The organism is Geodermatophilus sp. URMC 60 (assembly GCF_053502585.1).
The window spans coordinates 229,438-248,570 of record NZ_CP199958.1 but is presented as its reverse complement, the minus strand read 5'-3'; the positions used below and the strand labels follow the sequence as shown (position 1 = coordinate 248,570).

22 protein-coding genes are annotated in these 19,133 nt (G+C 70.3%); 19 read left to right on the top strand and 3 right to left on the bottom strand.

All coding sequences use genetic code 11. The features are described from left to right. Positions 1–80: 80 nt before the first annotated feature. Positions 81–3,986, top strand: a complete 3,906-nt coding sequence (locus ACWIX3_RS01200) for a DNA-directed RNA polymerase subunit beta' (RefSeq protein WP_448610266.1) — start codon at positions 81–83, stop codon at positions 3,984–3,986. A 287-nt stretch (positions 3,987–4,273) separates the two neighbouring features. Here ACWIX3_RS01200 and ACWIX3_RS01195 read toward each other — a convergent pair whose 3' ends face one another. The 3 genes from ACWIX3_RS01195 to ACWIX3_RS01185 all read right to left on the bottom strand — a co-directional run bounded on the left by ACWIX3_RS01195 (position 4,274) and on the right by ACWIX3_RS01185 (position 6,714). Then, positions 4,274–5,314, bottom strand: a complete 1,041-nt coding sequence (locus tag ACWIX3_RS01195; RefSeq protein ID WP_448610265.1) for an LLM class F420-dependent oxidoreductase — start codon at positions 5,312–5,314, stop codon at positions 4,274–4,276. 60 nt (positions 5,315–5,374) lie between these two features. Then, entirely contained in the window at positions 5,375–5,590 is a 216-nt protein-coding gene (locus tag ACWIX3_RS01190; RefSeq protein WP_072919054.1) for a hypothetical protein, read from the bottom strand. A gap of 149 nt (positions 5,591–5,739) precedes the next feature. Continuing rightward, entirely contained in the window at positions 5,740–6,714 is a 975-nt protein-coding gene (locus ACWIX3_RS01185; RefSeq protein ID WP_448610264.1) for a hypothetical protein, read from the bottom strand. A 539-nt stretch (positions 6,715–7,253) separates the two neighbouring features. Here ACWIX3_RS01185 and rpsL point away from each other — a divergent pair. The 18 genes from rpsL to rplE all read left to right on the top strand — a co-directional run bounded on the left by rpsL (position 7,254) and on the right by rplE (position 19,120). After that, positions 7,254–7,628 carry a 30S ribosomal protein S12 gene (rpsL, locus tag ACWIX3_RS01180; protein ID WP_012950487.1) on the top strand — a complete coding sequence of 125 codons (375 nt, stop codon included), beginning with the start codon at positions 7,254–7,256 and terminating at the stop codon, positions 7,626–7,628. A gap of 1 nt (position 7,629) precedes the next feature. Then, entirely contained in the window at positions 7,630–8,100 is a 471-nt protein-coding gene (gene rpsG / locus ACWIX3_RS01175; RefSeq protein ID WP_012950486.1) for a 30S ribosomal protein S7, read from the top strand. Positions 8,101–8,199: 99 nt separating this feature from the next. Beyond that, positions 8,200–10,299, top strand: coding sequence for an elongation factor G (fusA, locus tag ACWIX3_RS01170; RefSeq protein ID WP_448610263.1), 2,100 nt, complete (start codon positions 8,200–8,202; stop codon positions 10,297–10,299). Positions 10,300–10,389: 90 nt separating this feature from the next. Continuing rightward, entirely contained in the window at positions 10,390–11,583 is a 1,194-nt protein-coding gene (gene tuf / locus ACWIX3_RS01165; RefSeq protein WP_012950484.1) for an elongation factor Tu, read from the top strand. Between the two features lie 180 nt (positions 11,584–11,763). Then, entirely contained in the window at positions 11,764–12,069 is a 306-nt protein-coding gene (gene rpsJ, locus ACWIX3_RS01160) for a 30S ribosomal protein S10 (protein WP_014742859.1), read from the top strand. A gap of 15 nt (positions 12,070–12,084) precedes the next feature. Beyond that, positions 12,085–12,750, top strand: coding sequence for a 50S ribosomal protein L3 (gene rplC / locus ACWIX3_RS01155; RefSeq protein WP_448610262.1), 666 nt, complete (start codon positions 12,085–12,087; stop codon positions 12,748–12,750). Next, complete coding sequence (gene rplD, locus ACWIX3_RS01150) at positions 12,747–13,724, top strand: 50S ribosomal protein L4 (RefSeq protein ID WP_448610261.1); 978 nt, start codon at positions 12,747–12,749, stop codon at positions 13,722–13,724. The genes rplC and rplD overlap by 4 nt, the downstream gene beginning before the upstream one ends. Next, positions 13,721–14,023: a 50S ribosomal protein L23 gene (rplW, locus tag ACWIX3_RS01145; RefSeq protein WP_448610260.1), complete on the top strand. Its 303-nt coding sequence runs from the start codon at positions 13,721–13,723 to the stop codon at positions 14,021–14,023. Before rplD ends, rplW begins: the two co-directional genes overlap by 4 nt. Positions 14,024–14,066: 43 nt before the next feature. Further along, entirely contained in the window at positions 14,067–14,900 is an 834-nt protein-coding gene (gene rplB / locus ACWIX3_RS01140) for a 50S ribosomal protein L2 (protein ID WP_448610259.1), read from the top strand. A gap of 23 nt (positions 14,901–14,923) precedes the next feature. After that, positions 14,924–15,205, top strand: a complete 282-nt coding sequence (rpsS, locus tag ACWIX3_RS01135; protein WP_012950478.1) for a 30S ribosomal protein S19 — start codon at positions 14,924–14,926, stop codon at positions 15,203–15,205. A 20-nt stretch (positions 15,206–15,225) separates the two neighbouring features. After that, the gene (gene rplV / locus ACWIX3_RS01130; RefSeq protein ID WP_091213408.1) at positions 15,226–15,690 is read left to right on the top strand and encodes a 50S ribosomal protein L22; all 465 of its coding nucleotides are present in this window, start codon (positions 15,226–15,228) and stop codon (positions 15,688–15,690) included. Then, positions 15,690–16,619, top strand: a complete 930-nt coding sequence (gene rpsC, locus ACWIX3_RS01125) for a 30S ribosomal protein S3 (RefSeq protein ID WP_448610258.1) — start codon at positions 15,690–15,692, stop codon at positions 16,617–16,619. The genes rplV and rpsC overlap by 1 nt, the downstream gene beginning before the upstream one ends. 4 nt (positions 16,620–16,623) lie before the next feature. Next, positions 16,624–17,040, top strand: coding sequence for a 50S ribosomal protein L16 (gene rplP, locus ACWIX3_RS01120; protein ID WP_012950475.1), 417 nt, complete (start codon positions 16,624–16,626; stop codon positions 17,038–17,040). Continuing rightward, positions 17,040–17,273: a 50S ribosomal protein L29 gene (rpmC, locus tag ACWIX3_RS01115; protein ID WP_040338545.1), complete on the top strand. Its 234-nt coding sequence runs from the start codon at positions 17,040–17,042 to the stop codon at positions 17,271–17,273. Before rplP ends, rpmC begins: the two co-directional genes overlap by 1 nt. Further along, positions 17,270–17,581, top strand: coding sequence for a 30S ribosomal protein S17 (gene rpsQ, locus ACWIX3_RS01110; RefSeq protein WP_448610257.1), 312 nt, complete (start codon positions 17,270–17,272; stop codon positions 17,579–17,581). The genes rpmC and rpsQ overlap by 4 nt, the downstream gene beginning before the upstream one ends. A gap of 225 nt (positions 17,582–17,806) precedes the next feature. Beyond that, the gene (gene rplN, locus ACWIX3_RS01105; RefSeq protein WP_012950472.1) at positions 17,807–18,175 is read left to right on the top strand and encodes a 50S ribosomal protein L14; all 369 of its coding nucleotides are present in this window, start codon (positions 17,807–17,809) and stop codon (positions 18,173–18,175) included. Between the two features lie 2 nt (positions 18,176–18,177). Continuing rightward, positions 18,178–18,531: a 50S ribosomal protein L24 gene (gene rplX, locus ACWIX3_RS01100; protein WP_425284244.1), complete on the top strand. Its 354-nt coding sequence runs from the start codon at positions 18,178–18,180 to the stop codon at positions 18,529–18,531. A gap of 4 nt (positions 18,532–18,535) precedes the next feature. Beyond that, entirely contained in the window at positions 18,536–19,120 is a 585-nt protein-coding gene (gene rplE, locus ACWIX3_RS01095) for a 50S ribosomal protein L5 (protein WP_448610256.1), read from the top strand. Positions 19,121–19,133: the final 13 nt, after the last annotated feature.

The window sequence follows — 19,133 nt, the reverse complement described above, 5'->3', positions numbered from 1 at the left end:
GGTGACCCGGGGTCGGCCGGCGTCCACCCAAGACCACAGCTAGAAGTGCAGTAACGAGCCCCGGGAAAGGGGTCCACTCAGTGCTCGACGTCAACTTCTTCGACGAGCTCCGCATCGGTCTGGCCTCCGGCGACGACATCCGCCAGTGGTCGCACGGTGAGGTGAAGAAGCCCGAGACCATCAACTACCGCACGCTGCGCCCGGAGAAGGACGGTCTCTTCTGCGAGAAGATCTTCGGTCCCACCCGGGACTGGGAGTGCTACTGCGGCAAGTACAAGCGCGTCCGCTTCAAGGGCATCATCTGTGAGCGCTGCGGCGTCGAGGTGACCCGCGCCAAGGTGCGGCGTGAGCGGATGGGCCACATCGAGCTGGCCGCGCCGGTCACCCACATCTGGTTCTTCAAGGGCGTCCCCTCGCGTCTGGGCTACCTGCTCGACCTGGCGCCCAAGGACCTCGAGAAGATCATCTACTTCGCCGCCTACCTGATCACCTCGGTCGACGACGAGACGCGCCACCGCGACCTCCCGACCATCGAGGCCGAGATCAGCGCGGAGAAGCACAACCTCGAGGGCCGCCGCGACGCCGACGTGGAGGCCCGCCAGCAGAAGCTGGAGGCCGACCTCGCCGAGCTCGAGGCCGAGGGCGCCAAGTCCGACGTCCGCCGCAAGGTGCGCGAGGGCGGCGAGCGCGAGATGCGCCAGCTGCGCGACCGCGCCCAGCGGGAGATCGACCGCCTCGAGGAGGTGCTCGACACCTTCCGCAAGCTCGAGGTCAAGCAGCTCATCGCCGACGAGGGCCTCTACCGGGAGCTGCGCGACCGCTTCGGTGAGTACTTCGAGGGCGGCATGGGTGCCGCGGCGCTGCAGAAGCTGCTCGCCGACTTCGACCTCGACGCCGAGGCCGCCTCGCTGCGCGAGACCATCCGCAGCGGCAAGGGCCAGCGCAAGCTGCGGGCCCTCAAGCGGCTCAAGGTCGTCGCGGCGTTCCAGCAGACGCGCAACTCGCCCATGGGCATGGTGCTCGACTGCGTGCCGGTCATCCCGCCGGACCTGCGCCCGATGGTGCAGCTCGACGGTGGCCGCTTCGCCACCAGCGACATGAACGACCTGTACCGCCGGGTGATCAACCGGAACAACCGGCTCAAGCGGCTGCTCGACCTCGGCGCGCCCGAGATCATCGTCAACAACGAGAAGCGGATGCTGCAGGAGTCCGTGGACGCGCTGTTCGACAACGGCCGTCGCGGCCGGCCGGTCACGGGCCCGGGCAACCGCCCGCTGAAGTCGCTGAGCGACCTGCTCAAGGGCAAGCAGGGCCGGTTCCGCCAGAACCTGCTCGGCAAGCGCGTCGACTACTCCGGCCGTTCGGTCATCGTCGTCGGCCCGCAGCTCAAGCTGCACCAGTGCGGCCTGCCCAAGCAGATGGCGCTGGAGCTGTTCAAGCCCTTCGTCATGAAGCGGCTGGTCGACCTCAACCACGCGCAGAACATCAAGTCCGCCAAGCGGATGGTGGAGCGCGCGCGGCCGGTCGTGTGGGACGTGCTCGAGGAGGTCATCACCGAGCACCCGGTGCTGCTGAACCGGGCCCCGACGCTGCACCGGCTGGGCATCCAGGCCTTCGAGCCGCAGCTGGTCGAGGGCAAGGCCATCCAGATCCACCCGCTGGTCTGCACCGCGTTCAACGCGGACTTCGACGGTGACCAGATGGCGGTGCACCTGCCGCTGTCGGCCGAGGCGCAGGCCGAGGCCCGGATCCTGATGCTGTCCAGCAACAACATCCTGTCGCCGGCCGACGGTCGCCCGATCACCGCGCCGACCCAGGACATGGTGCTGGGCCTGTACCACCTGACCACCCTGGTGCCGAGCCGGCACGAGGCCGACGGCGGCCGGCCGGTGGCCTACGGCTCGACCGCCGAGGCGATCATGGCCTTCGACAAGGGTGCGCTGGGGCTGCAGGAGCGGGCGCTGATCCGCCTCGACGAGGTGTTCGGCGTCGACAACGGCAAGGTCAACCCCCCGTGGGAGCAGCCCGAGGACTGGACCCCGGGTGCACCCGCGCTGGTCGCGACCAGCCTGGGCCGGGTGCTGTTCAACGAGGCCCTGCCCGAGGACTACCGCTTCGTCAACTACCAGGTGCCGAAGAAGGAGCTCGGGGCGATCGTCAACGACCTCGCCGAGCGCTACCCCAAGGTGCAGGTCGCGGCGACGCTGGACGCGCTCAAGTCGGCCGGCTTCCGCTGGGCCACCCGGTCGGGCGTCACGATCGCCATCGACGACGTCGTCACCCCGCCGGCCAAGCAGGAGATCCTCGACCGGCACGAGGCCGAGGCCCGGCAGATCGAGCGCCAGTACGAGCGCGGCGTCATCACCGACGCCGAGCGTCGTGGTGAGCTGATCGAGATCTGGACCCGTGCGCGGGCCGAGGTCAGCCAGGCGATGGTGGACAACTTCCCGACCACCAACCCGGTCTGGGTCATGGTCAACTCGGGCGCCCGGGGCAACATGATGCAGATCAGCCAGATCGCCGGTATGCGTGGTCTGGTCGCCAACCCGAAGGGCGAGATCATCCCGCGGCCGATCAAGGCCAACTTCCGGGAGGGTCTGTCCGTGCTGGAGTACTTCATCTCCACGCACGGTGCTCGCAAGGGTCTGGCCGACACGGCGCTGCGGACCGCGGACTCCGGGTACCTCACCCGCCGGCTGGTCGACGTCTCCCAGGACGTCATCATCCGCGAGGAGGACTGCGGCACCGAGCGCGGCGTGATCATGCCGATCGCGACCTCGGTGGGCGGCGTGCTCACCCGTGACCCGCACGCCGAGACCAGCGTCTACGCCCGTGCCCTGGCCGCCGACGTGACGGCCGAGGACGGCACGCTGATCGCCCAGGCCGGCGCCGACCTCGGTGACGTGCTGATCAGCCAGCTGGTCGAGGCCGGTGTCTCGGAGGTGAAGGTCCGCTGCGTCCTGACCTGCGAGTCGCTGCTCGGGACCTGCGCCACCTGCTACGGCCGCTCGCTGGCGACCGGCAAGCTGGTGGACGTCGGTGAGGCGGTCGGCATCATCGCCGCCCAGTCGATCGGTGAGCCCGGCACCCAGCTGACGATGCGCACCTTCCACACCGGTGGTGTCGCGGGTGAGGACATCACCCACGGTCTGCCTCGTGTGGTGGAGCTCTTCGAGGCCCGCGTCCCCAAGGGCAAGGCCCCGATCGCCGAGCTGGCCGGCACCGTCCGCATCGAGGACGGCGAGCAGTTCCGCAAGCTCACGATCACCCCGGACGACGGCTCCGACGAGGTCGTCTACGACAAGCTGTCGCGCCGGTCGCGGCTGCGGGTCGACGACGGCGCCCACGTCGAGGTCGGCGAGCAGCTCACCGAGGGTGCGGTGGACCCGCACGAGGTGCTGCGGATCATGGGCCCGCGCGAGGTGCAGCTGCACCTGGTCCGCGAGGTCCAGGAGGTCTACCGCAGCCAGGGCGTGTCGATCCACGACAAGCACATCGAGGTGATCATCCGCCAGATGCTGAAGCGGGTGACCATCATCGACTCGGGCGCCACCGAGTTCCTGCCCGGTGCGCTGGTCGAGCGGACGCTTTTCGAGACCGAGAACCGTCGGGTCGTCGCCGAGGGCAACGAGCCGGCCTCGGCCCGCCCGGTGCTCATGGGCATCACCAAGGCCTCGCTCGCGACCGAGTCGTGGCTGTCGGCCGCCTCCTTCCAGGAGACGACCAAGGTGCTCACCGACGCCGCGATCCAGGGCAAGAGCGACAGCCTGCTCGGCCTCAAGGAGAACGTGATCATCGGGAAGCTGATCCCGGCCGGTACCGGCATCAGCCGCTACCGGAACATCACGGTCGAGCCGACCGAGGAGGCCCGCGCCGCCGTCTACACCATGGCCGGGTACGACGACGGGCAGTACTACAGCCCGGACGTCTTCGGTCAGGGCAGCGGCGAGGCCGTGCGCCTGGAGGAGTACGACTGGCGGGGCTGAGCTCCCGGTAGTGCACGAGGAGGGGCCCGCAGGCATCAGCCTGCGGGCCCCTCCCGCCGTTCCGGGGCCGCTTCCCCCGGTGATCAGCTCAGCTGATCGTCGGGGGTCCTGGCTCCCCACCGGTGGCGAGCCAGGACCCCCGGTGGTGAGCCAGGACCTCCGGTGGCGAGTCGGTACGGCGGAGGAGCGGTGCCGCGCCGGCGATGGCGACCGCCACGTGCGAGAGCCCGGCAGGCGGTGCCGTGCGCCTGCCGGGCCCTCGTGTCACGTGACGGAAGTGCGGCCGATCAGCCGGCCAGCCTCTTCATCGTCTCCACGGTGCGCAGTCGGCTCTCCCGGCTGTCGTCGAGCGGCTGCAGCGCCAGGATGGTGACGCCGGCCTCGGCGAACGCGGCGATCCGCTCGGCGACGTAGGACTCGGGACCGACCAGCGAGACGGCCCGCACCAGTTCATCGGGCAGCGCCGCGGCGGCCTCGTCCTTCCTGCCGTCGAGGTAGAGGTCCTGCACCAGCTCGGCCTCGGCCTCGAACCCGTACCGGCGGGCGAGGTCGTTGTAGAAGTTCTTCCCCTTCGCGCCCATGCCCCCGACGTAGAGCGCCAGCGCCGGCCGCACCAGATCGTGCATGGCGTCGACGTCGTCCCCGATGGCCACCGGGACGCCGACGATGACGTCGAGGTCACCCAGCGACGGGTCCCGCTTCGCCTTGCCGGCGGTCAGCGAGTCGCCCCACACGTCCTTCGCCTTCTCCGGGTGGAACCAGATCGGCTCCCAGACCTCGGCGATCTCCGCGGCCAGCTCGACGTTCTTCGGCCCGAGCGCCGCCAGCATCACCGGGATGCGCTCGCGCACCGGCGTGTTGATGAGCTTGAGCGGCTTGCCCAGGCCGGTGCCCTGGTCAGGGGGGAGGGGGAGCTGGTACTTCTTCCCGTCGTGCGTGAGGCGCTCGCGCCGCCACACCTTCCGGCAGATCTCCACGACCTCCCGCGTGCGCTGCAGCGGGGCGTCGTAGGGGACTCCGTGCCACCCCTCGATCACCTGCGGACCAGAGGCGCCCAGGCCCAGGGTGAACCGGCCGCCGGAGACGTAGTCCAGTCCCGCGGCGGTCATCGCGGTCAACGTGGGGGTGCGGCTGTAGATGGGTAGGATGGCGCTCATCAGCTCCACCCGCTCGGTCACCGCGGCGAGGTAGCCGAGCTGGGACACCGCGTCGAAGGTGTAGACCTCGGCCACCATGGCCAGGTCCAGACCGGCCGCCTCGAGGTCGCGGACCTCCGCTGCCGTCTGCTGGAAACCCCCGCTGTAACTGGCCTGGATGCCGATGCGCACGTGCACTCCCGTCGTCCCGCGGCGCCCTCGTCGGCGCCGGGTGCACGCTATCGGCCCACCTCAGAGCGGACGGACGACCCCGACGACCTCGGTGACCACGCGGACGCCGTCGACGTCCCCGGGCACCCGCTCGGCGGCGTGTGCGTCGGCGAGGTCCACCTTCACGACGTAGCCGCTGTCCCGGCGGGCCAGCCCGACACCGACGACGCCCGGGTCGGCCGCGAGCCGGTGGCTGAGGGCGCTCTTGGCGGCTCGGGCGGACGCGCGGTCGGTCATGCACCCATGGTGCCCCCGATCAGTCCGTCGCAACAGTAGAAGGACCCCCTGCCCCACCCCTCGCAGGCTCGGGGCGGGACCCCGCAGGAGGCCACCGCCCTCCCCGCCGCGCACGGGCTCGCGGTGGTGCACTGAACGGGGCCGGCGGCTCACATGGCGACCCACTGGAGGTCCAGGACCGACAGCACGGTCGCCAGGGGGTTGGCGTAGGTGACCCCGTCGCCGGCGCGCCCACCGGTCTCGCTGCCCGCGAAGAGCAGGCCCAGCGGTGCCCGGTCGGCGCTCCGCCAGATCACCGAGCCGCTGTCGCCGCCCGCGCTGAACGCGCCGCCGACGCCGTCGATCTCGATCTGGTCGTCGAAGGTGTAGAGGCCCTGGTCGTACTGCACGGCCACGCCGTCGACCTCCACAGCGCTCACCCGCCCCACCGTGTGCCCGGTGGTCCGCCCCACCTTCTCCACCTGCTCGTCGGGGTCGACGTCGTCCGCCTCGAGGGGGTCGGCCCCGAGGGGGCCGCCGGGGAGCCGACCCGGCTCCAGCGGGACCTCGGCGTCGACGACGGCGACCGCGGCGTCGACCCGGTTGGCGCGGCCGTCTGCGGTGAAGCGCTCGAAGGCGGCCAGGGTCGCGACCCGGTCGGTCGCCGGGTCCCCGCCGTCGGCCGGACCCGGCTGCAGCACCGGGTCGCCCACCGCGGCGGTGTCGCCGGCGGCCAGCACGTGGTTGTTGGACAGGATCGCCAGCCGCCCACCGACCCGGACGAAGCCGCCCAGCGTCCCGGCCGAGACCGCCGGGTGGGCCACCGACAGGCCCGGGAAGAGCGGCCGGGTGCGCTGCTGCAGCTCCTCGGGCGTGGGGGAGGACAGTGCACGGACGGCGCCGATGACGCGGATGTCGACCTCGTCGAGCACCGCGTCGTCGAGGCCGGACAGGAGGACGTCGGCGTCCTCCTTCGCCGCCAGACGGATGGCCAGGTGCGCCCGGTCCGGGCCGACGGGAGCCAGCCCCAGGGCCGGGCGCGTCCACCGCGGGCCGCCGGCGTCGCTGGCCGTGACCGGCCCGCCGGACCGGGCCAGCCGTGCCGACAGATGGGCCTTCAGCTCGCGGGCGAGGTCGACGTGCACGGGTCCTCCGGTGGCGGTGGGTGGGCGTCCTGACACCGACCGTAGGGCCGGGGTGTGACAGTCGCGCGCGGTCCGGGGTGTCGGTCCGGCGTCCTGCCCCGCGCCGCCATCCGAGCCGCTACAGTCGCGCCACCCCCGGCCGCACCGGGTCCGCCGCCCCGGGAACACCAGGGCACCCGGACGGCGTTGACACCCGCGTACCCCCCGGTGGAGAGGGCTCGACCCCGCCCGCCGAGCTGTGGTGGACCCGGCTTTGACCGGTCTCCGGCACGCGGGTATCGTGGTCAGCCGTGCCCAGGGTGCCCTGGGCCTGCTCCCGTTCGCGGTGCGCCTGCCGGCAGGTGGTGGCGCCGAGTCGCGGGGGGCGACCGATCCGGTTCGAATCGCCGGCCGGTCCCGGGGAGGGCGACACGCCCGACCGCGGGGACCGGTGGTGGACCACGGCCGGAGGTGGGTACGACCCCGGCAGGACCGACACCTGGCACAGCAGAGCACCGTCCACAGCACGACCCAGCGCAGGTAGGAGATCCAGGCCACCCATGCCCACGATCAACCAGCTGGTCCGCAAGGGCCGCGAGGACAAGGTCGAGAAGACCAAGACCCCGGCGCTGAAGGGCTCCCCTCAGCGTCGTGGCGTGTGCACCCGCGTGTACACGACGACGCCGAAGAAGCCGAACTCGGCGCTGCGCAAGGTCGCTCGCGTCCGCCTCACCAGTGGCATCGAGGTGACCGCCTACATCCCGGGCGTCGGCCACAACCTGCAGGAGCACTCGATGGTGCTCGTGCGCGGCGGTCGCGTGAAGGACCTCCCCGGCGTGCGCTACAAGATCATCCGCGGCTCGCTCGACACCCAGGGTGTCCGCAACCGCAAGCAGGCTCGCAGCCGGTACGGCGCGAAGAAGGAGAAGAGCTGACATGCCGCGCAAGGGCCCCGCACCGCGCCGCCCGCTGGTCGCCGACCCGGTGTACCAGTCGCCGCTGGTGACCCAGCTGGTCAACAAGGTGCTCGTCGACGGCAAGCGCTCGGTCGCCGAGGCGATCGTCTACGGCGCCCTCGAGGGCTGCCGCACCAAGACCGACACCGACCCGGTGGTCACGCTCAAGCGCGCGCTGGACAACGTCAAGCCCGCCCTCGAGGTCCGCAGCCGCCGCGTCGGTGGTGCGACCTACCAGGTGCCGGTCGAGGTCCGCGCCTCGCGCAGCACCACCCTCGGCCTGCGCTGGCTGATCCAGTACAGCCGGGCCCGTCGCGAGAAGACGATGACCGAGCGCCTGATGAACGAGCTGCTCGACGCGAGCAACGGTCTGGGTGCTGCGGTCAAGCGCCGCGAGGACACCCACAAGATGGCCGAGTCCAACAAGGCCTTCGCGCACTACCGCTGGTAAGTGCCACACCGGCTGGCTCTGCCAGCCCCCGCGGCCGGCGGGTGCTCCGGGCCACCACCCGGACACCGCACGCGGACCCGATCCGAAGAGGAGAGACAGATGGCCGACACGCAGGCCGCCCTCGCCAAGACCCGCAACATCGGGATCATGGCGCACATCGACGCCGGCAAGACGACGACGACCGAGCGCATCCTCTTCTACACCGGTATCAACTACAAGATCGGTGAGGTCCACGACGGCGCGGCCACGATGGACTGGATGGAGCAGGAGCAGGAGCGCGGCATCACCATCACGTCCGCCGCGACGAAGTGCTCCTGGAACGGCTACGACATCAACATCATCGACACCCCCGGGCACGTCGACTTCACCGTCGAGGTGGAGCGGTCGCTGCGGGTGCTCGACGGTGCGGTCGCGGTCTACGACGGCGTCGCCGGCGTGGAGCCGCAGACCGAGCAGGTGTGGCGGCAGGCCGAGAAGTACGGCGTCCCGCGCATGTGCTTCGTCAACAAGCTCGACCGGACCGGCGCGAACTTCTTCCGCTGCGTCGACATGATGGTCGAGCGGCTGGGCGCCAACCCGCTGGTGCTGCAGCTGCCGATCGGGGCCGAGGCCGACTTCATCGGCGTCGTCGACCTCGTGCAGATGCGTGCGCTGACCTGGCGCGGTGAGACCGCCATGGGTGAGGACTACTCGGTCGAGGAGATCCCGGCCGACCTCGCCGACCAGGCTGCCGAGTACCGCGAGAAGCTGCTCGAGGGCATCGCCGACTTCGACGACGAGCTCATGGAGGCCTACCTCGGTGGCGAGGAGATCTCCGTCGACCGGCTGAAGGCCGCGATCCGCAAGGCCACCATCGCCGCGCAGGTCAACCCGGTCCTCACCGGGACGGCGTTCAAGAACAAGGGCATCCAGCCCCTGCTCGACGCCGTCACCGACTACCTGCCCAGCCCGCTGGACGTCGAGGCGATCGTCGGCACCGCGCTCGACGGCGAGACCGAGGTGCTGCGGCACGCCGACGAGAGCGAGCCGTTCTCGGCGCTGGCCTTCAAGATCCAGACCGACCAGCACCTCGGCAAGCTGACCTACGTCCGCGTGTACTCGGGCCGGCTGTCCTCCGGGTCCCCGGTGCTCAACAGCACCAAGGACCGCAAGGAGCGGATCGGCAAGATCTACCAGATGCACGCCAACAAGCGCGAGGAGCGCGAGGGCGTGGGTGCCGGTCAGATCGTCGCCGTCGTCGGCCTGAAGCAGACCACCACGGGTGACACGCTCTGCGACCCGCAGAACCCGGTCATCCTGGAGTCGATGACCTTCCCCGCGCCGGTCATCTCGGTCGCCATCGAGCCGAAGACCAAGAGCGACCAGGAGAAGCTGGGCACGGCCATCCAGAAGCTGGCCGAGGAGGACCCGACCTTCCAGGTCCGCCTCGACGAGGAGACCGGCCAGACGGTCATCTCCGGCATGGGCGAGCTCCACCTGGAGATCCTCGTCGACCGCATGCGGCGCGAGTTCAAGGTCGAGGCCAACGTCGGCAAGCCGCAGGTCGCCTACCGCGAGACGATCCGCAAGGCCGTCGAGAAGTACGACTACACCCACAAGAAGCAGACCGGTGGGTCGGGCCAGTTCGCGAAGGTCCAGGTCACCCTGGCCCCGCTGGAGATCAGCGGCGACTCGGCGACCTACGAGTTCGAGAACGCCGTGACCGGTGGTCGCATCCCGAGGGAGTACATCCCCTCGGTCGACCAGGGCATCCAGGACGCCATGCAGTACGGCATCCTCGCCGGCTACCCGGTCGTCGGTGTCAAGGCCACCCTCGTGGACGGCCAGTACCACGAGGTCGACTCCTCGGAGATGGCCTTCAAGATCGCCGGCTCGATGGTCTTCAAGGAGGCCGCGCGCAAGGCCAGCCCGGCCCTGCTCGAGCCGATGATGGCCGTCGAGGTCGTCACGCCCGAGGACTACATGGGCGACGTCATCGGCGACCTGAACTCCCGGCGCGGGATGATCCAGGCGATGGAGGAGCGCTCCGGCGCCCGCGTCGTCCGGGCCCTGGTTCCGCTCTCGGAGATGTTCGGCTACGTGGGCGACCTGCGCAGCCGCACCCAGGGGCGGGCGAGCTACACCATGGTGTTCGACTCGTACGCCGAGGTCCCGCAGAACGTCGCCAAGGAGATCATCGCCAAGGCGACCGGCGAGTGACCCGCCGGGCGGGGGTGCTCCCCGCCCGGCCCCCAGCAAGCCCACCCCAGAGTTCGCGCACGACTGCGACACCACGAGGAGAGGAACCCAGTGGCCAAGGCCAAGTTCGAGCGGACCAAGCCGCACGTCAACATCGGCACCATCGGGCACATCGACCACGGCAAGACCACGCTGACCGCGGCGATCACCAAGGTGCTGCACGACAAGTACCCGGACCTCAACGAGGCGTCGGCCTTCGACCAGATCGACAAGGCGCCCGAGGAGAAGGCCCGCGGCATCACGATCTCGATCGCCCACGTCGAGTACCAGACGGAGAACCGTCACTACGCGCACGTCGACTGCCCTGGGCACGCCGACTACATCAAGAACATGATCACCGGTGCGGCGCAGATGGACGGCGCCATCCTGGTGGTCGCCGCCACCGACGGCCCGATGCCGCAGACCAAGGAGCACGTCCTCCTGGCCCGCCAGGTCGGCGTCCCCTACATCGTCGTGGCGCTCAACAAGGCCGACATGGTCGACGACGAGGAGATCCTCGAGCTCGTCGAGCTGGAGGTCCGCGAGCTGCTGTCCGAGTACGAGTTCCCGGGCGACGACGTCCCCGTGGTCCGCGTGTCGGCGCTCAAGGCCCTCGAGGGCGACGCCGAGTGGGGCGACAAGCTCATGGAGCTCATGAACGCCGTCGACACGGCGATCCCCGAGCCGCAGCGTGAGATCGACAAGCCGTTCCTCATGCCCGTCGAGGACGTCTTCACCATCACCGGTCGCGGCACCGTCGTCACTGGTCGGGTCGAGCGCGGCATCGTCAAGGTCTCCGAGGAGATCGAGATCGTCGGCATCCGCCCGAACTCGACCAAGACGACCGTCACCGGCGTCGAGATGTTCCGCAAGCTGCTCGACCAGGGCCAGGCCGGCGACAACGTGGGTCTGCTGCTCCGCGGCATCAAGCGCGAGGACGTCGAGCGCGGCCAGGTCGTCGTGAAGCCGGGCTCGATCACCCCGCACACCAACTTCGAGGGTTCGGTCTACATCCTCTCGAAGGACGAGGGTGGTCGTCACACGCCCTTCTTCAACAACTACCGTCCGCAGTTCTACTTCCGGACCACGGACGTCACGGGCGTCGTGACCCTGCCGGCCGGCACCGAGATGGTCATGCCGGGCGACAACACCGAGATGACGGTCGAGCTCATCCAGCCGATCGCCATGGAGGAGGGCCTGCGGTTCGCCATCCGTGAGGGTGGCCGCACCGTCGGCGCCGGTCGCGTCACCAAGATCATCAAGTAGCACCTCCCGACGGGCGGCGGCGCACCCCTGCGCCGCCGCCCGTCCCCGGGTGGCGACGTCACGGGCACACCGCCCTGTGTGCAGTGCCACCCACCCGCTGGGGCCAGACCGGATGACGGTTCGGACCTCCCGGCGTTCCCAGCTAGAACAGACACCGATCGGCAGGAGCAGAAGACAGCGATGGCGGGACAGAAGATCCGCATCCGGCTGAAGGCCTACGACCACGAGGCGATCGACGCCTCGGCGCGGCGCATCGTCGACACGGTGACCAAGACCGGTGCGCGCGTCGTCGGCCCGGTGCCGCTGCCGACGGAGAAGAACGTGTACTGCGTCATCCGCTCGCCGCACAAGTACAAGGACTCGCGCGAGCACTTCGAGATGCGCACGCACAAGCGCCTCATCGACATCCTCGACCCGACGCCGAAGACGGTCGACGCGCTCATGCGCATCGACCTGCCGGCCTCGGTCGACGTCAACATCCAGTAAGGGCAGTCAGCAGACATGGCGAGCACATTCCGTGGTCTCCTCGGCGAGAAGCTGGGCATGACCCAGGTCTTCGACGAGAACAACCGCATCGTGCCGGTGACCGTCGTCAAGGCGGGCCCGTGTGTGGTGACCCAGGTGCGCACCCCCGAGGTCGACGGCTACAGCGCCGTCCAGCTCGGCTTCGGTGAGATCGACCCGCGCAAGGTGAACAAGCCCGAGGGCGGGCACTTCGCCAAGGCGGGCGTGACGCCGCGTCGGCACCTGGTCGAGCTGCGCACGAAGGACGCGTCGGACTACACGGTCGGCCAGGAGCTGACCGCCGAGGTCTTCGACGGCGTGGCCAAGGTCGACGTCATCGGCACCAGCAAGGGCAAGGGCACGGCCGGTGTCATGAAGCGGCACGGCTTCCGCGGCCTGGGCGCCGCGCACGGCACCCAGCGCAAGCACCGGTCGCCCGGTTCCATCGGCGGGGCCTCGACCCCCGGCCGTGTCTTCAAGGGCCTGCGCATGGCCGGCCGCATGGGCGCGGTCAAGACGACGACCCTGTCGCTCACCGTCCACAAGGTGGACGCCGAGCGCGGGCTGCTGCTGATCAAGGGCGCGATCCCCGGCCCGAAGGGCGGCCTCGTGCTCGTCCGCTCGGCCGTCAAGGGCGGCCCCGTGGGGAGTGACGACAAGTGAGCACGTCCATCAACGGCGGGGCGACCCAGCCCCGGACCGACCGGCAGGTCGACGTCCGGACGCCGGCGGGGGAGACCACCGGCAGCGTCACGCTGCCCGGTGAGCTCTTCGACGCCTCGGCCAACGTCTCGCTCATGCACCAGGTCGTGGTGGCCCAGCTGGCCGCCGCGCGCCAGGGCACGCACTCGACGAAGACCCGTGGCCAGGTCAGCGGTGGTGGCGCCAAGCCCTACCGCCAGAAGGGCACCGGCCGCGCCCGGCAGGGCTCGACCCGCGCACCGCAGTTCGAGGGCGGTGGCATCGTCCACGGCCCCCAGCCGCGCGACTACACGAAGAAGACCCCGAAGAAGATGAAGGCCGCCGCCCTGCGCGGTGCCCTCTCCGACCGGGCCCGCGAGAACCGCGTGCACGTGGTCAGCACCTTCGTCGACGGCGACGCCCCGAAGACCCGGGCGGCGCTGGCGACCCTCCAGTCGATCACCCAGGCCAAGCGGGTGCTCGTGGTCCTCGACCGCGAGGACGTCCTCAACTGGGTGAGCCTGCGCAACCTGCCGCAGGTGCACCTGCTCGAGGCCGGCCAGCTCAACACCTACGACGTGCTCGTCGCCGACGAGGTGGTCTTCACCGAGACCGCACTCGCCGAGTTCGTCGGCGGTCCGGCCCGGGGCCGCGAGGTGGCCAAGCCCGACCTGACGACGCCGGACGTGCCAGGCGCCATCCCGTCGATCCAGCCGGCCGAGGGCACCACCGACCTCGACCTGGGGGAGAGCCCGGCCGAGCCGGCCCCGGAGACGACGTCCGCCGCGAGGACGGCCGCGCCCACGGCCACCACGCCGCAGGAGGCCGCTCCGGCCACCGCCGCCGAGGCCGCCGTGGCTTCGGTCGCGCAGGCCGAGGCCGCCAACGCCGGTGCCGACGCCACGCCGCCCACCGAGGACGGCACCACCGACGCGATCCCCGAGGAGAAGGCATGAGCGTCCGCGACCCCCGGGACGTCCTGCTGTCCCCGGTCATCTCGGAGAAGAGCTACGGGCTGCTCGACGAGAACCAGTACACGTTCGTCGTCCTGCCCGAGGCCAACAAGACGCAGATCAAGATCGCGGTCGAGCAGATCTTCAACGTCAAGGTCCTCGGCGTGAACACGATCAACCGCCAGGGCAAGCGCAAGCGCAGCCGGGGCAACAAGCTCGGCAAGCGCAAGGACACCAAGCGCGCCATCGTCTCGCTGGCGCCCGGCGACCGCATCGAGATCTTCGGCGGTCCCGGCGCCTGAGCGCCGTGACCGACCGGACCAGAGATAGAGGACTGAGTCAGCAATGGCTATCCGCAAGTACAAGCCGACGACGCCGGGCCGCCGCGGCTCCAGTGTCGCCGACTTCGCCGAGGTCACCCGCGACCATCCCGAGAAGTCGCTGGTCCGGCCGCTGCACGGTCGCGGCGGGCGCAACGTGCACGGGAAGGTCACCGCGCGGCACCAGGGCGGCGGGCACAAGCGCGCCTACCGGGTGATCGACTTCCGCCGGGCCGACAAGGACGGCGTGCCGGCCAAGGTCGCGCACATCGAGTACGACCCGAACCGCACCTCGCGCATCGCGCTGCTGCACTTCGCGGACGGCGAGAAGCGCTACATCATCGCGCCGGCGCGGCTCAAGCAGGGTGACTCGGTGGAGTGCGGCCCCGCGGCCGACATCAAGCCGGGCAACAACCTGCCGCTGCGCAACATCCCCGTCGGCACGGTCGTGCACGCCATCGAGCTGCGGCCCGGTGGCGGCGCCAAGATCGCCCGCTCGGCCGGGACCAGCGTCCAGCTGGTCGCGCGTGAGGGCCGGCTGGCGCAGCTGCGCATGCCGTCGGGCGAGATCCGCAACGTCGACGTCCGCTGCCGCGCGACCGTCGGCGAGGTGGGCAACGCCGAGCAGTCGAACATCAACTGGGGCAAGGCCGGCCGCATGCGGTGGAAGGGCAAGCGCCCGACCGTCCGCGGTGTCGCCATGAACCCGGTGGACCACCCGCACGGTGGTGGGGAGGGCAAGACCTCCGGTGGTCGCCACCCGGTGAACCCGAAGGGCAAGCCGGAGGGCCGCACGCGCAAGCGCAAGGCCAGTGACGCCCTGATCGTGCGCCGCCGGCGCACCAACAAGAAGCGCTGAGCGGGTAGAGGAGTCCGACAGACATGCCACGCAGCCTGAAGAAGGGCCCGTTCGTCGACGACCACCTGCTCAAGAAGGTGGACGCGCAGAACGACAAGGGCACCAAGAACGTCATCCGGACCTGGTCGCGCCGTTCGACGATCATCCCGGACATGCTCGGCCACACGATCGCCGTCCACGACGGCCGCAAGCACGTGCCGGTCTTCGTGACCGAGGCGATGGTCGGGCACAAGCTCGGCGAGTTCGCGCCCACCCGCACCTTCCGTGGGCACGTGAAGGACGACCGCCGGTCCCGGCGCGGCTGACCAGGTAGAGAGAGATCCCCATGACATCCCAGCTGGGACAGGAGACGCCGGTCGCGCGGGCCACCGCCCGCTTCGTCCGCGTCACCCCCATGAAGGCACGCCGGGTGGTGGACCTCATCCGCTACCTGCCGACCGACGAGGCCCTGGCACTGCTGCGCTACGCGCCGCAGGCCGCCAGCGAGCCGGTCCTCAAGGTGGTCGCCAGCGCGGTCGCCAACGCCGAGCACAACCTGCGGCTCGACCCCGCGGCGCTGGTCGTCAGCGCGGCGTACGTCGACGAGGGCCCGACGCTCAAGCGGATCCGTCCGCGCGCCCAGGGCCGCGCCTACCGCATCAACAAGCGGACCTGCCACATCACCGTCGAGGTCGCGGAGGTCTCCTCCAGCACCGAGCTCGCCGGGAAGTCGCGCACGGCCCGTCGCCGCACCGGGCAGTCCGGCCCGGCCGCGCAGCAGAAGAGCAACACGAGGGGAGGGACCCGCTAGTGGGTCAGAAGGTCAACCCGCACGGGTTCCGTCTGGGCATCACCACCGACTACAAGTCCCGGTGGTACGCCGACAAGCTGTACAAGGACTACGTCAAGGAAGACGTCGCGATCCGCAAGCTCATGTCCAAGGGCATGGAGCGGGCCGGCATCTCCAAGGTCGAGATCGAGCGCACCCGCGACCGGGTCCGCGTCGACATCCACACCGCCCGGCCGGGCATCGTCATCGGCCGCCGCGGCGCGGAGGCCGACCGCATCCGCGGCGAGCTGGAGAAGCTCACCGGCAAGCAGGTGCAGCTCAACATCCTCGAGGTCAAGAACCCCGAGGCCGACGCGCAGCTGGTCGCCCAGGGCGTCGCCGAGCAGCTCTCCAGCCGGGTCAGCTTCCGCCGCGCCATGCGCAAGGCCATGCAGTCGGCCCAGCGCAGCCCGCAGGTGAAGGGCATCCGGGTGCAGTGCTCCGGTCGCCTGGGCGGGACCGAGATGAGCCGCTCGGAGTTCTACCGCGAGGGCCGGGTGCCGCTGCACACCCTCCGGGCGAACATCGACTACGGCATCTACGAGGCCCGGACCACCTTCGGCCGCATCGGCGTGAAGGTCTGGATCTACAAGGGTGACGCCAGCGGCTCGCGTGCCGAGCGGGAGGCCCTCGAGGCCCTCGCCGCCCGTCAGCAGCGCCGTGAGCGGGCCCAGCGTCCGCGTCGCTCGGGCTCCTCGGGCACCACCGCCGGCGGGACCGAGGCCGGCCGCGCCGCTGCCGAGTCCACGACCGGCCCGGTCGCGGACACCACCGACAGCGCGGTGGCCGTGACCTCCGGCGAGGCCGCCCCCGAGCAGACCGTCGCCGAGGCCGCCGGCCCCGAGGCCACCGCTGCGGCCGAGACCACGGCCGCGCAGAACCCCACCCCGTCGACTGAGCAGGGGGTCTGACACCGTGCTGATCCCACGGCGCGTCAAGCACCGCAAGCAGCACCACCCGAGCCGCTCGGGTCGTGCCAAGGGCGGTACCGAGATCAACTTCGGTGAGTACGCCATCCAGGCTCTCGAGCCGGCGTACGTGACCAACCGGCAGATCGAGTCCGCTCGTATCGCCATGACCCGCCACATCCGCCGTGGCGGGAAGGTCTGGATCTCCATCTACCCGGACCGCCCGCTCACCAAGAAGCCGGCCGAGACCCGCATGGGTTCCGGTAAGGGCTCGCCCGAGTGGTGGGTGGCCAACGTCAAGCCGGGCCGGATCATGTTCGAGCTCTCGGGCGTGGCCGAGCCGGTGGCCCGCGAGGCGATGCGCCGCGCGATCCACAAGCTGCCGATGAAGTGCCGCTTCATCACTCGTGAAGGAGAGGTGTGATGGCCGCCGGTCTGACCGCTCCCGAGCTGCGTGAGCTCTCCGCCGATGAGCTCGCCACGCGGCTGCGCGAGTCGAAGGAAGAACTGTTCAACCTGCGGTTCCAGGTGGCCACCGGCCAGCTGGACAACAACCGGCGGCTGCAGACCGTCCGCCGCGACATCGCCCGGATCTACACGATCATGCGCGAGCGCGAGCTGGGCCTCTCGGTCGCCCCGAACGAGGGTGTGGCATGAGCGAGCCCCAGTCGGCGCAGCCGAACGCCGCTGCTGCGTCGGGCCCCGGCCTGGCCGGCCGTGGCTACCGCAAGGTCCGCGAGGGCCTCGTGGTCAGCGACAAGATGGACAAGACCATCGTGGTCGAGGTCGAGGACCGCGTGAAGCACGGCCTCTACGGCAAGGTCATCCGTCGCACCAGCAAGCTAAAGGCCCACGACGAGCAGCAGGTCGCCGGCATCGGTGACCGGGTGCAGATCATGGAGACCCGGCCGACGTCGGCCACCAAGCGGTGGCGGCTGGTCGAGGTCCTCGAGAAGGCCAAGTAGGACACTTGCGGAGCCCCACCCGGGCTCCGTCGGAGGCGCCCTCCGGGGCGGGTCCAGAAGCGAGTACCCTGGACCACTGGCGCGCTCCCGCGGGTGCGCGCCCATCCCGGTACCCGTGCTCGGACGCACCGGCGGCTGACGCTGCCGGTGCGTCCGCACGTGGGTACCGGACAGCCGGTTCACCGTTCCGGCCCGGCTGTCGCAACTGAGATCAGGGAGTAGGACGTGATCCAGCAGGAGTCGCGACTGCGGGTCGCCGACAACACCGGTGCGAAGGAGATCCTCTGCATCCGGGTGCTCGGCGGTTCGGGGCGACGCTACGCGGGCATCGGCGACGTCATCGTCGCCACCGTCAAGGACGCACTGCCCGGTGCGGGGGTCAAGCGCGGCGACGTCGTCAAGGCCGTCGTCGTCCGCACGGTGAAGGAGCGTCGTCGTCCGGACGGCTCCTACATCCGCTTCGACGAGAACGCCGCCGTCATCATCCGCGACAGCGGCGACCCGCGCGGTACGCGCATCTTCGGCCCGGTCGGCCGTGAGCTCCGCGACAAGCGCTTCATGCGGATCATCTCGCTCGCTCCGGAGGTGCTGTGACCATGGCTGCGAAGAAGGACACGACGGCCAAGGCGCCGTCGATGAAGGTGAAGAAGGGCGACACCGTCGTGGTGCTGTCCGGCAAGGACAAGGGCGCCAAGGGCCGGGTGATCGCCGCCTACCCGAAGCTGCAGAAGGTCCTCGTCGAGGGCGTGGGCCGGGTCAAGAAGCACACCCGGATCAGCTCGAACCAGCGTGGTGCCCAGTCGGGCGGGATCGTCACGCAGGAGGCTCCCATCCACGTGAGCAACGTGATGGTGATCGACTCCGAGGACAAGCCGACCCGGGTCGGTTACCGCAAGGACGAGGAAGGCCGCAGCATCCGGGTCTCGCGGCGCACCGGTAAGGACCTCTGACGCCATGAGTGCACCCACCCGTGAGCTGCCCCGCATGCTCGCCCGCTACCGCGAGGAGATCGTCCCGGCCCTGCAGGGCGAGTTCGGCTACGAGAACGTCATGCAGATCCCGCGGCTGACCAAGATCGTCGTCAACATGGGCGTCGGCGAGGCCACCCGTGACGCCAAGCTGATGGACGGCGCGGTCCGTGATCTGACCGCCATCACCGGCCAGAAGCCGGCCGTCGTGCGGGCCCGCAAGTCCATCGCCCAGTTCAAGCTCCGCGAGGGCATGCCGATCGGCGCGAAGGTCACCCTCCGCGGCGACCGCATGTGGGAGTTCCTGGACCGGCTGCTGTCGCTGGCCCTGCCCCGTATCCGTGACTTCCGCGGCCTCAACGCCAAGCAGTTCGACGGGCACGGCAACTACACGTTCGGCCTGACCGAGCAGTCGATGTTCCGCGAGATCGACGTCGACAAGATCGACCGACCCCGCGGCATGGACATCACGCTGGTCACCACCGCCACGAACGACGAGGAGGGTCGCGAGCTCCTCCGCCTGCTGGGCTTCCCGTTCGCCGGCCAGCCCGTCGTCACCACCACCCGCTGAGCCGGGGGAGGAG

What these genes read in the sequence shown, in the direction of transcription:
- ACWIX3_RS01190 (WP_072919054.1), bottom strand. Translation starts at nt 5,590, where the DNA reads ATGACCGACCGCGCGTCCGCCCGAGCCGCCAAGAGCGCCCTCAGCCAC.
- rpsS (WP_012950478.1), top strand. Translation starts at nt 14,924, where the DNA reads ATGCCACGCAGCCTGAAGAAGGGCCCGTTCGTCGACGACCACCTGCTC.
- rpmC (WP_040338545.1), top strand. Translation starts at nt 17,040, where the DNA reads ATGGCCGCCGGTCTGACCGCTCCCGAGCTGCGTGAGCTCTCCGCCGAT.
- rplW (WP_448610260.1), top strand. Translation starts at nt 13,721, where the DNA reads ATGAGCGTCCGCGACCCCCGGGACGTCCTGCTGTCCCCGGTCATCTCG.
- rplX (WP_425284244.1), top strand. Translation starts at nt 18,178, where the DNA reads ATGGCTGCGAAGAAGGACACGACGGCCAAGGCGCCGTCGATGAAGGTG.
- rplV (WP_091213408.1), top strand. Translation starts at nt 15,226, where the DNA reads ATGACATCCCAGCTGGGACAGGAGACGCCGGTCGCGCGGGCCACCGCC.
- rpsG (WP_012950486.1), top strand. Translation starts at nt 7,630, where the DNA reads ATGCCGCGCAAGGGCCCCGCACCGCGCCGCCCGCTGGTCGCCGACCCG.
- rpsL (WP_012950487.1), top strand. Translation starts at nt 7,254, where the DNA reads ATGCCCACGATCAACCAGCTGGTCCGCAAGGGCCGCGAGGACAAGGTC.
- rpsQ (WP_448610257.1), top strand. Translation starts at nt 17,270, where the DNA reads ATGAGCGAGCCCCAGTCGGCGCAGCCGAACGCCGCTGCTGCGTCGGGC.
- rplB (WP_448610259.1), top strand. Translation starts at nt 14,067, where the DNA reads ATGGCTATCCGCAAGTACAAGCCGACGACGCCGGGCCGCCGCGGCTCC.
- rplE (WP_448610256.1), top strand. Translation starts at nt 18,536, where the DNA reads ATGAGTGCACCCACCCGTGAGCTGCCCCGCATGCTCGCCCGCTACCGC.
- rplC (WP_448610262.1), top strand. Translation starts at nt 12,085, where the DNA reads ATGGCGAGCACATTCCGTGGTCTCCTCGGCGAGAAGCTGGGCATGACC.
- fusA (WP_448610263.1), top strand. Translation starts at nt 8,200, where the DNA reads ATGGCCGACACGCAGGCCGCCCTCGCCAAGACCCGCAACATCGGGATC.
- rpsJ (WP_014742859.1), top strand. Translation starts at nt 11,764, where the DNA reads ATGGCGGGACAGAAGATCCGCATCCGGCTGAAGGCCTACGACCACGAG.